Genomic DNA, 15198 nt, shown 5'->3' on the forward strand with positions numbered 1-15198 from the left:
CCTTTGCCCGCGCCGAATCGAGTTCGCGCCCTTGTCCTGCAAGGCGCCGCTGCGATGTCTGCCATCAATATCGGCCTGCGGCGCCAGCCACTGCGAACACCATGCCCCAACAACCCAGACCTCCGGCCGATCCGGCCTCCCACCGCTTCGTCAGCGTGCGCGGCGCGCGCGAGCACAACCTGCGCAACGTCGACGTCGACATCCCGCGCGATGCCCTCGTGGTCTTCAGCGGCATCTCTGGTTCCGGCAAGTCCTCGCTGGCCTTCGGCACGCTGTATGCCGAGGCGCAGCGGCGCTACCTCGAATCGGTGGCGCCCTATGCGCGGCGGCTGATCGACCAGGTCGGCGTGCCGGCGGTCGATTCGATCGACGGGCTGCCGCCGGCCGTGGCGCTGCAGCAGCAGCGCGGCACGCCGGGCGCGCGCTCCTCGGTGGGCAGCGTGACCACGCTGTCGAACCTGCTGCGCATGCTCTATTCGCGCGCGGGCGACTACCCGGCGCGCCAGGCCATGCTGCACGCGGAGGACTTCTCGCCCAACACGCCGCAGGGTGCCTGTCCCGTTTGCCACGGGCTGGGCCGGGTGTTCGAGGTGACCGAGCGCGCGATGGTGCCCGACGACAGCCTCACGATCCGCGAGCGCGCGGTGGCCGCCTGGCCCTCGGCCTGGCAGGGGCAGAACCTGCGCGACATCCTCGTCACGCTGGGCATCGACGTCGACACGCCGTGGCGCGCGTTGCCGAAGAAGACGCGCGACTGGATCCTGTTCACCGAGGAGCAGCCGACGGTGCCGGTCTATGCCGGCTTCACGCCGGCCGAGACGCGCGCCGCGCTGCGCCGCAAGCTCGAGCCCAGCTACCAGGGCACCTTCATGGGCGCGCGCAAGTACGTGCTCCACACCTTCGCCACCACGCAGAGCGCGCTGATGAAGAACCGCGTCTCGCGCTTCATGTCGGGCGCGTCGTGCCCGGCCTGCCAGGGCAAGCGGCTCAAGGCCGAGGCATTGTCGGTGCGTTTCGCGGGGCTCGACATCGGGCAGATCTCGCACCTGACGCTGGGCGCGCTGGCGCAGGTGCTGCGGCCGGCGGCGCGCGGCGAGGCGCATGGCAAGACCGTGCCGTCGGCCGAAAAACGCATCGTGGCGCAGCGCATCGCGCAGGACGCGCTGGCGCGGCTCGAGACGCTGCTGGGCCTCGGGCTCGGCTATCTCTCGCTCGATCGCGCAACGCCCACGCTGTCGCCGGGCGAGCTGCAGCGGCTGCGGCTCGCGACGCAGATCCGTTCCAAGCTGTTCGGCGTGGTCTACGTGCTCGACGAGCCGTCGGCCGGCCTGCATCCGGCCGACGCCGAGGCACTGGTCGACGCGCTCGATGCGCTCAAGCGCGCGGGCAACTCGCTGTTCGTGGTCGAGCACGACCTGGACCTGATGCGCCGCGCCGACTGGCTGGTCGACGTCGGGCCCGGCGCCGGCGAGAACGGCGGCGAGGTGCTCTACAGCGGGCCGCCGGCCGGGCTGCGCGACGTGGCGGCTTCCCGCACGGCTGCCTACCTGTTCGCGCCCGAGGCGGCCGGCGATGCGGGCCGGCCGCCGCGTTCGGCGCAGGGCTGGCTGCGGCTCGCAGGCATCACGCGCAACAACCTCGAGGCGGTCGATGCGGCTTTTCCGATCGGCGCGATGACCGCGGTCACCGGCGTCTCGGGGTCGGGCAAGTCCAGCCTCGTGAGCCAGGCGCTGGTGCAGCTGGTGGCGGCGCACCTGGGTCACGAGGCGCCGGCCGACGAAGAGCCGGGCGAAGGCGAGCCCTCGCTTGCCCAGGAGACGCAGGGCCGCATCGTCGAGGGCCTGGACCGGATCCGGCGGCTGGTGCGGGTCGACCAGAAGCCGATCGGCCGCACGCCGCGTTCGAACCTCGCGACCTACACCGGGCTGTTCGACCACGTGCGCAAGCTGTTCGCGCAGACCCGCGCCGCGAAGGCGCGCCGCTTCGATGCCGGCCAGTTCTCGTTCAACGTCGCCAAGGGCCGCTGCCCGACCTGCGAGGGCGAGGGCTTCGTCAGCGTCGAGCTGCTGTTCATGCCCAGCGTCTACGCGCCGTGCCCGACATGCGGCGGCTCGCGCTTCGACGCGGCGACGCTGAAGGTGCGGCTGCGCGACAAGAGCATCGCCGACGTGCTCGCGATGACGGTGGACGAGGCGCATGCCTTCTTCGTGGACGACGCCCCGATCGAGCGGCCGCTGCGCCTGCTCGCGGCGATCGGCCTGGGCTACCTGCGCCTGGGGCAGCCGGCCACCGAGCTGTCGGGCGGCGAGGCCCAGCGCATCAAGCTCGCGACCGAGCTGCAGCGTGCGCAGCGCGGCGACGCGCTCTACGTGCTCGACGAGCCGACCACCGGGCTGCATCCGTCGGACGTGGACCGGCTGATGGCGCAGCTCGACGAGCTCGTCGACGCGGGCAACACGGTGGTGCTGGTCGAGCACGAGATGCGCGTGGTGGCGCGCTGCGACTGGGTCATCGACATGGGCCCGGGCGCGGGCGGCGAGGGCGGGCGCGTGGTGGCGGCGGGCACGCCGCGCGAGCTCGCGAAGGCCGGCACGCCCACGGCGAAGTACCTCGCGCGCCAGTGGGGCTGAGCCGGGCGCGGCCCGGGTGCACAATCTGGGCCCCCGATCCGCGCCGCCGCGCGAGCCCGCCTTCCCGTTCCAGCCCCCATGCGAATCCACGACATCCGACGCCGACTGCGCGAAGCAGGCGCGGGCCCCAGCCATGAGCAGCGCGTGCTGCGGCTGTGGTCCCATGCGCTGCCGCGCGACAGCGGCCGGCGGTTGCCGCACAGCTTCTTCCCGGCCGGATTGATGGCCGAGCTGCCGGCCATCGAGGCCGAGCTCGCGGGCCTTGCGCGCGTGCATGCGGTGCATCCCGGCGCCGATGGTTCGGAGCGGCTGCTGGTGGCGCTTGCCGACGGCCAGACCGTAGAGAGCGTGCTGCTGCCGCGCGACGGCCTGTGCGTGTCCTCGCAGGTGGGCTGCGCGGTCGGCTGCCAGTTCTGCATGACCGGGCGCGAGGGGCTGCTGCGCCAGGTCGGCAGCGCCGAGATCATTGCCCAGGTGGCGCTCGCGCGCCTGCGCCGGCCGGTGCGCAAGGTGGTGTTCATGGGCATGGGCGAGCCGGCCCATAACCTCGACAACGTGATGGAGGCGATCGAGCTGCTCGGCACGGTCGGCAACATCGGCCACAAGAACCTGGTGTTCTCCACCGTCGGCGATCCGCGCGTGTTCGAGCGGCTGCTGCAGGAGCGCGTGCGGCCCGCGCTCGCGCTGTCGCTGCACACCACGCGCGACGAACTGCGCCGCAAGCTGCTGCCGCGCGCGCCGCGGCTCACGCCCGAGGAACTGGTCGCGGCCGGCGAGCGCTATGCGCGCACCACCGGCTATCCGATCCAGTACCAGTGGACGCTGCTCGAAGGCATCAACGACAGCGAGGAAGAGATCGAGGGGCTGGTGCGGCTGCTGTCGGGCAAGTACGGCGTGCTCAACATGATCCCGTTCAACGCGGTCGACGGCGTGGACTTCCAGCGCCCGGCCTGGGCGCGCTGCCAGCAGATCGCGCGTACCCTGCACGAGCGCGGCATCCTGACCAAGCTGCGGAATTCGGCGGGGCAGGATGTCGATGGGGGGTGTGGGCAGTTGCGGGCGCGGGCAACGGGCGCCGGCGTGGCGGGGCAGGCCCGGCCCGTGACCGTGGATGCGGCGTCCATCGTGCGCCGGGCTTCGGGTCGCCCGGAAGATTAGGCGCGGCGCGCGCGAGCTCGTCGCGCGCGGTCGGCGCTCACATGCGCTCGCGAAGCATGCCCTTGAGCCAGCGGCAGAAGTCGCCCGCGCTCTGGGCATGCGCGCTGTGCGTGCTGACGTAGGCCAGGTAGCTCGCACCCGAGCCGATGCTCTGGCCGTCGGCCAGCACCAGCGTGCCGTCGCGCAGCGGATCCAGCACCAGCAGCTTCGGCACCACCAGGAAGCCCGTGCCGCCGATGGCCGCGGTGATGGCCAGGAAGAGATGGTCGTAGGTGGCGACCACATAGAGGCTCTCGGTCGCGATGCCCGCGGCGATGGCCCAGGTCGCGATGACGTCGGGCCGTGAGCGCGCCGCCACCAGGGGCCAACCGCTCTTCGATCGCGCGCGGTGCTTCTCCAGCAGGGACGGCGAGGCGACGCAGACCAGTTCCTCGCGCATCAGCTCCCAGCTCTCCGTTCCCGGCACGCTCAGGTCGCGGGTGATGAGCACGTCGAAATCGTCGGACGGCTCGGGCGGCGCCAGCGAGGTGATCAGGTCGATCTGCACGCCGTGCTGCGCCGTGTAGGCGCCGAGCGCGGGCACCACCACCGTCATCGCGAAGCTCGGCATCGAGGTGCGCACCTTCAGCCGGTCGTGCTTGCGGCCACGTTGCGCCAGCAGTTGCATCGTCATCTCGATGGTCGACATGGCGTCCTTGACCGCCTCGAAGAGCTGCAGGCCGCTGGGCGTGAATTCGACGGTCGAGCCCCGGCGGTGGAACAGCCGTCCGCCCGCGAATGCTTCGAGCGAGGCGATGTGGCGGCTCACCGCGCCCTGGGTGACGCCCAATGCCGCGCCGGCCCGCGTGAAGTTGCCATGCCGGCCGACCGCCACGAAGGCGCGCAGCGGTGTCAGCGGTACTTCGGCTGCTCGTTCATGATCAAAACTCATTGTGAAACCACGGCGGGGAATACTGTCACAGAACCTCGGTTGATCGAAATTTGGCGGTCGATAGCATTCATTCTGTCACCAACAGTGCCTCGAAAGGGCGGAATTAGATGCTTCGCTTGCTGCCAAAACTATGTCTTTTCCTCATTTTCGCAGGACGGCTGGCGCAGGCCTGCGCGGGCGAGGTCGTGCTGTATTCCTCCAACAACGTGGAGACGGTGAACCAGGTCGTCGACCAGTTCACCAAGCAGAACCCCGACATCAAGGTGTCCGTGGTGCGCGCCGGCACCGGGGCGCTGATGCAGCGCATCAAGGCCGAGGCCGCCAACCCGCTGGGCGACATCTTCTGGTCGGGCGGCCTGTCGACCATCGGCGAATTCCGTGACCAGTTCCAGCCTCACGAATCCGCGCAGGCCGCGGCCATACCGCCGGCCTACCGCGGACCGAACGGCCTCTGGCTGGGCACCAACGTCCACGTGACCGTGCTGATGGCGAACCTGCGGCAGACGCCGGGCGGCCAGCCGCCGCGGGGTTGGGCCGACCTGGCCGATCCGAAGTGGAAGGGCAGGATCGTCATTCCCGATCCGGAGCGCAGCAGCGCCTCGTTCGTCGCGCTGTATGGATTGCAGCAGTTGCTGGGCAACGAGGTCCTCGCCAAGGTCGCGCGCAATGCCGTGATCGTCGGCACCACCTCCGCCGCCTACGAAGGCGTTGCCAAGGGCGAGTTCGCGGTCGCGGTGACGATGGAGTACGCCGCCTACGAGTACGTGGCCGGCGGACTCAAGGAGATCAAGCTGGTCTATCCGGCCGAGGGCACCTTTCTCTCGCCCGAAGGCATGGCCCTGATCAAGGGCGCGAAGCATCCGCAGGAGGCCCGCCGGCTCTACGAATTCCTGGCCGCCGGCAAGACGCAGACCGAGGTCTTCAAGAGCGCCTACCGCCGTCCGCTGCGCACCGACATCGACGTGAGCAGGCTGGCGGAATTGCCCGCGCTGTCGGGCATCAAGGTCGTGGCGCTCGACGATGCCCGGATGGGCACGGAGCGCGCGGCATTCATCGCGCAGTGGCGCCAGAGCGTCAACGCGCGCTGACCGGCACCGCAGGCCAACGGAAAGCCACCGATGCAAGTCTCATTCGAAGCCATCGCCCAGAGCTATGGCGGCCAGGCCCTGTTCGACGGGCTCGATCTCGCCATCCCGAGCGGGTCGTTCTTCACGCTGCTGGGGCCGTCGGGCTGCGGCAAGACCACGCTGTTGCGCATGCTGGGCGGGTTCGTGCGGCCGGACGCCGGGCGCATCCGGTTCGGCGATGAGGACGTGACCCACGTGCCGGTGCATCGCCGCGGGGTTGGCATGGTGTTCCAGGACTACGCGCTGTTCCCCGACCGCTCGGTCCTCGCCAACGTCGTCTACGGACTCGCCGCGCGCGGCGTCGACCGCGCCGCCGCGGAGCAACGCGCGCTGGCCATGCTCGAACGCGTGGGACTGAAGGCGCTGGCCGACCGCTCGCCCGCGGCCCTGTCCGGCGGCCAGCGGCAGCGCGTCGCGATGGCGCGCGCGCTGGTGATCGAGCCCCGGCTGCTGCTGCTGGACGAACCGCTGTCGGCGCTGGACGTCAAGCTGCGCGTCGAGCTGCGCAGCCTGGTGCGCGAGCTGCAGACCGAGGCGGGCATCACGACCGTGTTCGTCACACACGACCAGGAAGAAGCGCTGGCGCTGTCCGACCTGATCGCCGTGATGGACCGCGGGCGCATCGTCCAGATCGGTCCGCCGCGCGAGATCTACGCCCGGCCCGGCACCGCCTTCGCCGCCGACTTCGTCGGGGGAGCCAACCTCATCGCCATCGACGAGGAACTGCCCGCGGCCGCCAACGGGCTGCGCCGCCTGGGCACGCCGGCCGGCGTCATCCTGACCGACAGCGGGGTGCCGTTGCGCCCCGGCGCGGTGCTGGCGGTGCGCAGCGAGGAGCTGGTCTTCGCCGACGCCGATGCGACGGCCGACGGCCATCTGCGCGGCGTGATCGAGCATGTCGAATTCCGCGGCGGCCTCACGGGCTACCGGGTGCGCACCAGCGCCGGCGTGCTCCGGGTCGAGGTGCGCACGCGCCAGCAGGACCAGAGCCGCTCGCGCGACGACACCGTCGTGCTGGCACTGCCCGTCGACGCGCACATCGTGCAGGCCGCATGATGTCCCGCGCGCTGCGACGCGATCCGGCCTGGCTGGTGCTGGCGCTGTGCGCCATCGGAGTGCTGGGCGTGTTCCTGGTCCTGCCGCTGGCGGGGATGATCGGCAAGTCCTTCGTGGGCCCCGATGGCCAGCCGAGCTTCGGCGGCTACCTGCGCTTCTTCGCCGAGGCCTCGTACCGCGAGGTCTTCTTCAACACGCTGATCCTCGGGCTGGCGGTCACGATCACCTCGATGCTCGTGGGCGGCGGCCTGGCCGTGGTCGTCGCGCGCTGCAGGTTTCCGCTGGCCGGCATCGTCACCGCGTTGCCGCTGGTGACGCTGGTGGTCCCCGACGTCGTCGTGGCCGCGGCCTGGGTGCTGATCCTGGGCAAGCAGGGCCTTGTCAACATGGCGCTGGCACCCTGGGGCATCGAGTTGCCGTCGCTCTATTCGTGGTGGGGCATGGTCTACGTGATGACCCTCAACAACTACGTGTACGCCTTCGTCGCCGTCCTGGTCGGCCTGAAGTCGATGGACCGCAACCTGGAGGAGGCCGCGCTGAGCCTGGGCCGGCCGATCGGCCGCGTGCTCGGTGGCGTGACCCTGCCGCTGCTGCTGCCCTCGCTGTTCGCCGGCGCGCTCATCGTGTTCACCCACGTGATCGGCAGCTTCGGCGTGCCGGCCATCCTGGGCGCGCGCACGCCGGTGCTGGCGGTGAAGGCCTACAACGAGTTCGTCAGCGAGATGGGCGGCAATCCGCAGATGCAGACCACGATGGCATCGCTGCTGGTGCTGCTGGGCGCGGGCCTGCTGCTCGTGCAGAAACTGGCGATCGAGAAGCGCCAGTTCCAGATGGAAGCGGGCCGCAGCCCGGCGGTGCTGGCGATCCACGGCTGGCGCGCGGTGCTGGCCAGCGCTGCCGTGCTCGGCGTGGTGCTGCTGTCGCTGCTGCCGGCCGTGGTGGTGGTCGTCACCGCGTTCACGCCCTCCGTGGGGCCGGTGCTGCGCTACGGCAGCTTCACGCTGGCCCATCTGCAGCATGCGCTGTTCCGCGCGCCCGAGCCCTTGTACAACTCGCTGTTCCTGGCCTCGATCGCCACCGTGGCCGGTGTGATTTTCTCGGTCGTGTCGGCCTACCTGATCGTCAAGCGGCGCTCGTGGCTCACCCATGTGCTCGACGTGCTGGTGATGCTGCCGCTGACCATCGCGGGCACCGTGCTGGGCATCGCGCTCATCAACGCGTTCAACAGCGGCTGGCTGGTGCTCACGGGCAGCTGGGTGGTGATGGCACTGGCCTACTTCCTCCGGCGCATGCCCACCAGCGTGCGCGCCGCCGCCGGCCCGCTGCACAACCTGCGCGATTCGATCGAGGAGGCCTCCATGAGCCTGGGCGTGAGCCCGCTGCGCAGCTTCGTGCGCGTGGTGCTTCCGGTGATCGGACCGTCGGTGGTGGCGGCCGCCGTGCTGATGTGGGTCACGACCCTGTCGGAGCTGTCGGCCACGGTCGTCTTGTACTTCGGCGGCATGAACACCATGCCGATCGAAATCTTCCAGCAGATCGACAGCGGGCGGCTGGCACTGGCCTGTGCCTACAGCCTGGTGCTGCTGCTGACCATCTTCATCCCCCTGGCGCTGGCGCGCTGGATCTTCAAGCTGAGAGTAGGAACCATCGAATGACGACAACCACAACAACAGCACCTTCGCACGATCTCCACCCATTCCTGGCCAGGCGCGTGCTCGGTGCCAAGCCCTCGGCCACGAAGGAGATGACGCGGCTGGCCAACCAGCTCAAGCGCGAGGGCCGCAACGTCATCGCGCTGAGCCAGGGCGAGCCCGATTTCCCGGCGCCCGATCATGTGCGCGAGGCCGGCAAGCAGGCCATCGACCGCGGCGAGTCGCGCTATACCGACGTGGCTGGAACCTTCGCGCTGCGCGAGGCCGTGGTGCGCAAGTTCGAGCGCGACCACGGGCTGCGCTTCGACCCCGAGCAGGTCCAGGTCGGCTGCGGTGCCAAGCAGATCCTCTACAACGCGCTGCAGGCCACCATCGATCCGGGCGACGAGGTGGTGGTGCCGACGCCGGCCTGGGTGTCCTACCCCGAGATGGTGCTGCTGGCCGGCGGCACGCCCGTGATCGTCCGCTGCGGTGCGGCGAGCGGCTTCAAGCTCACGCCGCGGCAGCTGGAGGACGCCATCACGCCGCGCACCAAGTGGCTGATGCTCAACTCGCCGTCGAATCCCAGCGGCGCGGTCTATTCGCACGACGAACTGGCCGCGCTCGGCGCGGTGCTGCTGCGCCATCCGCGGGTCTGGGTGATGGCGGACGACATCTACGAGAAGATCCGCTACCAGACCGACGCCTTCGCCACGCCGGCCGCCGTGATGCCCGAACTGGCCTCGCGCACGCTGACGATCAACGGCGTGTCCAAGGCCTATGCCATGACCGGCTGGCGCGTCGGCTTCGGCGCCGGGCCGCTCGAACTGATCAAGGCCATGAACCTGGTCCAGTCCCAGTCCACCTCGCACACCAGTTCGATCAGCCAGGCCGCCGCCGTCGCCGCGCTCGACGGCCCGATGGACTTTCTTCCGCAGTTCGTCGAGGCCTTCCGGCGGCGCCGCGACAGCGTGGTCGGCCAGCTCAACCGCATCGAAGGCATCGCCTGCGACCTGCCGCCCGGCGCCTTCTATGCCTTCCCGGGCTGCCAGGGATTGCTGGGGCGGCGCGACCCCGCGGGCCACCTGATCGCGACGGATGCCGACCTCGCGCTGTACCTGCTGCGCGAGGCGGGGGTGGCGATCGTGCCCGGCTCGGCGTTCGAGCTGCCAGGCCATTTCCGCGTCTCCTATGCGGCCTCGGACGCGGAGCTCGACGAGGCCATGGCTCGGATCGCCGCGGCCTGCGGGCGGCTCGGCTGAGCGGCGCTCCACATCACTTCGTTCATCCATCCAGAGAAACTTCAATGACCAAGAATCAAGCGCTGCGCGCAGCCCTCGACAGCGGCCGGCTGTTCACCGCCATGGCCGCCCACAATCCCCTGGTGGCGAAGCTCGCCGAGCAGGCCGGCTTCGGCGGCATCTGGGGCAGCGGCTTCGAGCTGTCGGCCAGCTATGCCGTGCCCGACGCCAACATCCTGTCGATGTCCACGCACCTGGAGATGATGCGGGCCATCGCTTCCACCGTGTCCATTCCGTTGATCGCCGACATCGACACCGGCTTCGGCAACGCGGTGAACGTCCACTACGTCGTGCCGCAGTACGAAGCGGCCGGCGCGTCGGCCATCGTGATGGAGGACAAGACCTTTCCCAAGGACACCAGCCTGAGGACCGATGGCCGGCAGGAGCTGGTCCGCATCGAGGAGTTCCAGGGCAAGATCGCGGCGGCGACCGCTGCCCGCGCCGACAGGGACTTCGTGGTGATCGCGCGCGTGGAAGCGCTGATCGCCGGCCTGGGCCAGCAGGAAGCCGTGCGGCGCGGCCAGGCCTACGAGGAGGCCGGCGCCGACGCGATACTGATCCATTCCAGGCAGAAGACGCCCGACGAGATCCTGGCTTTCGTGAAGTCCTGGCCCGGCAAGGTGCCGCTGGTGCTGGTGCCCACCGCGTACCCGCAACTGACCGAGGCCGACATCGCCGCGCTCTCGAAGGTCGGCATCGTCATCTACGGCAACCACGCCATCCGCGCGGCCGTCGGCGCCGTGCGCGAGGTGTTCGCCCGGATCCGCAGAGACGGCGGCATCCGCGCGGTGGATGCGGCGCTTCCGTCCGTCAAGGAGATCATCGAACTGCAGGGCGACGAACGCATGCGCGCCGTCGAGGCCCGCTATCTGAAGTAGCCGCGCGCTCAGGCCGGCTTCGCCGCCTCGTCCCCCAGGAAGAAGGCCACCGCCCGCCCCACCACCCAGGGCACGATCACATGGTCCCCATCGAAGGGCTGCAGCGTGAGGTCGTGCCCGCTCTCGAGCAGCCGGCGGGCATGCGGATGGGCGCTGGTCTCGATCGGCAACTGGCTGTCCGAGCGTCCGTGCGCGAGAAAGAAGCGCGGCGTGCCGGCCTGCGCGAAGCTGTTCATGAAGCCGGCCGACAGGCCGATCACGTGGCTCGCCACGTCGCCGTTGGTGAGGCCCAGCGACAGCGCGTAGCTGCCGCCGTCGGAGAAGCCCGCGAGCGCGAGCCGCGCGGGGTCGAGACGGAAATGCCGCGACACGGTGGCCAGCGCGTTGTCGAGCCGCTCGAGGTCGGGGCCATGGCCGCCGACCACGATGTCCCAGGTGGCGTACATCGACTGCGGCGCCAGCAGCAGGAAGCCGCGCGAGCGCGCATGCGCGACGAAGTGCGGCAGCACGCGGTTGGCCTCGCCGCCCGCGCCATGGAACATCACGAGCAGGGGCAGCGGCGCGTCGGCGGGCAGGCCCTCGGGCACCACCAGCACCGCGTCGCGGCCTTCGTCGAAGCCCAGGTCGTGGCGGCCGGGCGGCAGCGGCTCGTACAAGGGCGCGGCACCGGGCCGGAAGGCCATGCGGCCCGTGAGCGCGCCGCCGAACAGGGTGGGGTCGATCATGCGTGGCCTCCTCTGTTCGAAGCGGCGGGCGCGATGCCGCGGAACACGGCGCATTGCGCGAAGGACTGCGTCGACAGCGGCAGTTCCTTGCGCCGGCAGTACTTGCTCGTGAGCTTGAGCAGCTCCTTGATGTCGCGGCCGCTGGCGCCCGCGTAGTCGACCACCAGCCGGTCGATCACGGCGGCGGGCAGTTCCACGCCGAGCTGGGCCGACAGCGTGGCCCACAGGCGCCGCGCATCCTCGGGCCCGGGCGGCTGGTAGTCGATGACCGCGATGCAGCGCGAGAGGATGGCCTCGTCGATGTCGCCGACGCGGTTGGTGGTCATGAACAGCAGGCCGCTGAAGTACTCGAGCGTGCGCAGGAACTCGGCCACGATGGCGTTGTGCTGCAGGTCGTTGTCGCGGCGCCGGATGTAGACGTCGGCCTCGTCGAGCAGCAGCACGCAGCCCCAGTGCGCGGCGCGCTGCAGGATGCGCGTGAGGCTGGCCTCGACCGAGCTCGCCGTCACGCCGAGCTGGCCCGAATGCACGCGGTACAGCGGCTTGCCGACCACTTCCGCGTAGACCTCGGCGGTCAGCGTCTTGCCCAGGCCGGGCGCGCCCTTGCACAGGATGGTGGTGCCGCCCGACTTGCCGGGCACCACGTCCTCGACCAGGAAATTGCGGTCGGCCGTGAGGATGTCGATCAGGTCGCGATGCGCCTGCGGCAGCACCAGCCGCTCGCGCAGGCCGGGCTGGTACCGGTACTCCTGCACATGCTGGGCATGGACCCAGATGTTGCGGTGCCAGTCGAGGTGGAACAGGTGCAGGTAGCAGTGCTGCGGAATGCGGTCGAAGCCCTGGGCGATGCCGCTCTCGCGCCAGTGGTGCGGATCGGCGGCCAGGTCGAAGCGGCGGCGCAGCAGCTCCTCGTCGTTCACGCAGCGCACCGCGGCGGCCTCGGGCAGCCGGTGGCACTCGAGCGCCGCGCGCGGGCCCTCGCCCGCGGTCCACACGCTGCCGCCGACGGTGAACTGCGCGCCGTGCTGCGGCTGCAGCTTGCCGAAGCGCTCGAGCTGCATCTCGTACTCGCGCTTGAACTCCGCGCACTCCTTGTGAAAGCCGTGGTCGGCGAACAGGTCGGCCAGCGTGCGCTGCGGCAACTGCTCCTCGTAGAAGCTCAGGCCCCAGGTCATGCCCGCGAAGCGCAGCCGGGGCTCGGAGGGCGGCTCGCGGCCGGCGGCCTGCAAGGTGTTGGCGAGCAGGCCCACGAGCACGTAGGCATTGCCCTCGGTGGGCTTCACCAGCCGCACCGTGTGGACCAGCCAGGGCAGCAGCACGCCGTCCTTGCCGCGCTGGTAGAGCCAGCCGTCGATCGCGTCGCGCGCCAGCCATTCGGTCAGCGCCGGCACCATCGCCTCGAGGTTCGCGATCGGCTGCAGCTGCGATTCGCCGTTGAGGTTGTCGAGCGCGAGCAGCTGGAACACCAGGTCGCGCGCGCCGTTGCCGAGGCTCAGCTGGTAGAGCAGGTTGAGCGAGCGCCCATCGAAGTGGCGGCTCGACACGACGCGTATGCCGCTGCAGGCCCCCTGGCCGCCCAGCTGGAGGCCCAGCGGCGACTGCGCGCCGACCTGGCTGCGCAGGACGGCGGCCAGCATCTCCGGTATCTCGAGTTCCAAGGCGTCTCCTCGTGTCGCCTGTCCATGCTAGAGCGGTGCGGGCGCCCGGCGATTGACCTGGGTCAAGCCCGTGGAAGATGGCGGCGGCCATCGCGCCTCGACGCACGGACACAAGAAAGATGGAGCGATCCCCGAAGGGGACGATCACGCGGGCGCGCTGGCCCCGAAGCCGATGCGAGGCGCGGTGATGCGGCCGCTCTCGACCGCGAGCACGAAGCGCAGGGTGTGGCCCTCGACGACCACCTGCACGCCGAGCTTCGCCGTCACGGCCTCGCCAGCGAGTTGCGCGCCGCCCCAGCTCGCCGCGATGTCACGCGCGGACAGCGCCGCGATCTCCGCGCCCAACCCGCGGCCCACCGACTCGGAGCGCAGCACGATCGTGTTGAGGCCCTGCTTGTGCCCGTCCATCGATACCTGCAGGCCTGGCAGCGCAAGCAGGCCGTCTCCGAGCCGCAGTTCGCCCGACAGGGCCGTGCGCCCCAGCAGCGTGCGCGCCTGCGCGGTCAACCCCTGGGCCTGCGTGCCGAGCCCCTGGCGCAGCATCGATTCGGCGAAAGGCCGCAGCCGCAGCTTGCCGCGCTCGGAGATCCACGGGCCGATCAGGCTCTTGCGGCGCTCGAACTCCACGCCCGCGAGCGGCGCCGAGGCGAACTGGTAGAGGTAGCTGCGGCCGTTCGGCGCATCGACGTAGAAGCCGAGCGGGCTCACGCCCATGCGCGAGTCGGGGCCCACGTGCTCAACGGTGGCGTCGTTGAAGTCGACCAGCCCATGGCGGATCGGCACGGTCACGTGGGCATCGAACAGCAGGTGCGCGTCGGTGATGCGGCCGCGCAGGGTGCCGTCGATCTCGCCGAGCGGGCCGAGTTGCCAGGCATCGGCCGGCGGCGGCTGCGCCGTGCCGTCGGCGGGATGGGTGGCTTCCCACAGTTGGCGGAACTGCCGCGGCAGCACGAGGGGGCCGTGCAACTTCAGGCCGGCGAACTCCGCGTCGCGGGCCTCGATGGCGCCGACGCGCAGCGACCCGTTCTCGGCATGCACGCGCGCGACCAGCTCGTGCACGGCGATGCGCTCGATCTCCAGCACCAGCGCGCCCGTGGCGAGCCGCAGGGCCGTCGCTTCGAGCCGCGCGATCCGCAGTTCGCGCGTGCCGTCCTGCCCCGTGGTCCAGCGCACGCCCTCGAGCGCGAAGCGGTTCGGATCGGCATCGCCGCGCGCGCCGAGTTCCAGGCCCAGCACGAGATCGACGAGAGAGGCGGCGAGGGAAGCGCTCATGGTGGCTTTCTAGCAGACGGGCTCAGCGGCACATCGGAAACCCGCCCGTCTCCAGATGGAAGTGATCGCGGTGCGCCGCGTTGTACTCGGGCCCGAGCACGCCGCGAAAGAAGCGGCAGGCACCCAGGTGGGCATCGTTCAGCAGCGCGGCCGAGGGGTTCGTGGCGTCGGCGTGCCAGTCCTTGCGCACGTTGACACGGCGCCCGTCGGCGAGCACGAAGCCGGCCACGTCGAAGGCATCGGCCGTGGCGTGCCGGCTGCGTGGTGCGCCGGGCATCGCGCCTTCGCCGCGGTTCACGTTGCGGCAGGCATAGCTGCCGAGGTGGTCGATCGCGGCGACCGGCTGGCCGAAGTGCCGCAGGGCCGCGGGCTGCAGCGCATGGCGCTCCCACATGAAGAAGGACAGCGCCATCGGGCAGCTCAGCGTGGGCGCGCTGCCCAGGCGCACGCCGGCCGCGCGCAGGCGCACCGCGTTCTCGAAGCCGCAGCCCGGGCCTGTGATGCGGTCGGGCACGCGCTCGTACTGCATGCCGGTGTCGGCCAGCGCGGCCTGGCAGCGCACCGGATCGCCGCGTGCGCGGGCGAGCTTGTACGAAGTGAGCCAGTTGGGCGCCGCCGTCACGTCGAGCGGCGCCCAGGGATCGTGGCGCTCGGGCACCTCGATGGCGCCCGTGAAGACGGCCACCACGCCGGCGGCGATGGCGACGACCAGCGCGAGGGCCAGTCGGCGTCCGGGGCGGGCGGGTCGGTCTTGCGCGGGCGGCAGGGGCACGGGGAACGAAGGCGGTGGATGTCGAAAGCCTTATTGGGGCCCGACCGCGCGCGCTGCGC

General features: G+C 70.7%; 12 protein-coding genes. 7 read left to right on the forward strand and 5 right to left on the reverse strand.

Annotated elements, in window-relative coordinates; all coding sequences use genetic code 11:
- The first annotated feature begins 101 nt into the window (after window positions 1-101).
- Window positions 102-2630 (forward strand): excinuclease ABC subunit UvrA, encoded by a 2529-nt coding sequence (locus INQ48_38340; protein QRF61256.1) that lies wholly within the window; start codon window positions 102-104, stop codon window positions 2628-2630.
- Between the two features lie 78 nt (window positions 2631-2708).
- Complete coding sequence (locus INQ48_38345) at window positions 2709-3788, forward strand: RNA methyltransferase (protein QRF61257.1); 1080 nt, start codon at window positions 2709-2711, stop codon at window positions 3786-3788.
- A gap of 37 nt (window positions 3789-3825) precedes the next feature.
- On the opposite strand, the gene INQ48_38350 is transcribed toward INQ48_38345, so the two are convergent.
- On the reverse strand, window positions 3826-4719 hold the full coding sequence (locus tag INQ48_38350) for a LysR family transcriptional regulator (GenBank protein ID QRF61258.1): 894 nt from the start codon (window positions 4717-4719) through the stop codon (window positions 3826-3828).
- Window positions 4720-4826: 107 nt separating this feature from the next.
- On the opposite strand from INQ48_38350, the gene INQ48_38355 reads away from it, so the two are divergent.
- From INQ48_38355 to INQ48_38375, 5 genes are read left to right on the forward strand one after another with little or no spacing between them, the layout of a single operon-like run.
- Window positions 4827-5807 (forward strand): extracellular solute-binding protein, encoded by a 981-nt coding sequence (locus tag INQ48_38355; GenBank protein QRF61259.1) that lies wholly within the window; start codon window positions 4827-4829, stop codon window positions 5805-5807.
- A 30-nt stretch (window positions 5808-5837) separates the two neighbouring features.
- Window positions 5838-6902 (forward strand): ABC transporter ATP-binding protein, encoded by a 1065-nt coding sequence (locus tag INQ48_38360; protein QRF61260.1) that lies wholly within the window; start codon window positions 5838-5840, stop codon window positions 6900-6902.
- Window positions 6899-8557, forward strand: a complete 1659-nt coding sequence (locus tag INQ48_38365; protein ID QRF61261.1) for an iron ABC transporter permease — start codon at window positions 6899-6901, stop codon at window positions 8555-8557. Before INQ48_38360 ends, INQ48_38365 begins: the two co-directional genes overlap by 4 nt.
- On the forward strand, window positions 8554-9795 hold the full coding sequence (locus INQ48_38370) for a pyridoxal phosphate-dependent aminotransferase (protein QRF61262.1): 1242 nt from the start codon (window positions 8554-8556) through the stop codon (window positions 9793-9795). Before INQ48_38365 ends, INQ48_38370 begins: the two co-directional genes overlap by 4 nt.
- Window positions 9796-9839: 44 nt before the next feature.
- The gene (locus INQ48_38375) at window positions 9840-10712 is read left to right on the forward strand and encodes a phosphonopyruvate hydrolase (GenBank protein ID QRF61263.1); all 873 of its coding nucleotides are present in this window, start codon (window positions 9840-9842) and stop codon (window positions 10710-10712) included.
- An 8-nt stretch (window positions 10713-10720) separates the two neighbouring features.
- Here INQ48_38375 and INQ48_38380 read toward each other — a convergent pair whose 3' ends face one another.
- From INQ48_38380 to INQ48_38395, 4 genes are all read right to left on the reverse strand, one after another.
- On the reverse strand, window positions 10721-11437 hold the full coding sequence (locus INQ48_38380; GenBank protein QRF61264.1) for an esterase: 717 nt from the start codon (window positions 11435-11437) through the stop codon (window positions 10721-10723).
- Complete coding sequence (locus tag INQ48_38385) at window positions 11434-13095, reverse strand: AAA family ATPase (GenBank protein QRF61265.1); 1662 nt, start codon at window positions 13093-13095, stop codon at window positions 11434-11436. The genes INQ48_38380 and INQ48_38385 overlap by 4 nt, the downstream gene beginning before the upstream one ends.
- A 144-nt stretch (window positions 13096-13239) precedes the next feature.
- On the reverse strand, window positions 13240-14367 hold the full coding sequence (locus tag INQ48_38390; protein QRF61266.1) for a hypothetical protein: 1128 nt from the start codon (window positions 14365-14367) through the stop codon (window positions 13240-13242).
- Between the two features lie 22 nt (window positions 14368-14389).
- Entirely contained in the window at window positions 14390-15139 is a 750-nt protein-coding gene (locus INQ48_38395) for an extensin family protein (protein ID QRF61267.1), read from the reverse strand.
- Window positions 15140-15198: the final 59 nt, after the last annotated feature.

Source organism: Variovorax paradoxus, from assembly GCA_016806145.1.
GTDB lineage: Bacteria > Pseudomonadota > Gammaproteobacteria > Burkholderiales > Burkholderiaceae_C > Variovorax.

Coding starts and splice junctions, on each gene's coding strand:
- INQ48_38340 (QRF61256.1), top strand. CDS start 102: ATGCCCCAACAACCCAGACCTCCGGCCGATCCGGCCTCCCACCGCTTC.
- INQ48_38345 (QRF61257.1), top strand. CDS start 2,709: ATGCGAATCCACGACATCCGACGCCGACTGCGCGAAGCAGGCGCGGGC.
- INQ48_38350 (QRF61258.1), bottom strand. CDS start 4,719: ATGAGTTTTGATCATGAACGAGCAGCCGAAGTACCGCTGACACCGCTG.
- INQ48_38355 (QRF61259.1), top strand. CDS start 4,827: ATGCTTCGCTTGCTGCCAAAACTATGTCTTTTCCTCATTTTCGCAGGA.
- INQ48_38360 (QRF61260.1), top strand. CDS start 5,838: ATGCAAGTCTCATTCGAAGCCATCGCCCAGAGCTATGGCGGCCAGGCC.
- INQ48_38365 (QRF61261.1), top strand. CDS start 6,899: ATGATGTCCCGCGCGCTGCGACGCGATCCGGCCTGGCTGGTGCTGGCG.
- INQ48_38370 (QRF61262.1), top strand. CDS start 8,554: ATGACGACAACCACAACAACAGCACCTTCGCACGATCTCCACCCATTC.
- INQ48_38375 (QRF61263.1), top strand. CDS start 9,840: ATGACCAAGAATCAAGCGCTGCGCGCAGCCCTCGACAGCGGCCGGCTG.
- INQ48_38380 (QRF61264.1), bottom strand. CDS start 11,437: ATGATCGACCCCACCCTGTTCGGCGGCGCGCTCACGGGCCGCATGGCC.
- INQ48_38390 (QRF61266.1), bottom strand. CDS start 14,367: ATGAGCGCTTCCCTCGCCGCCTCTCTCGTCGATCTCGTGCTGGGCCTG.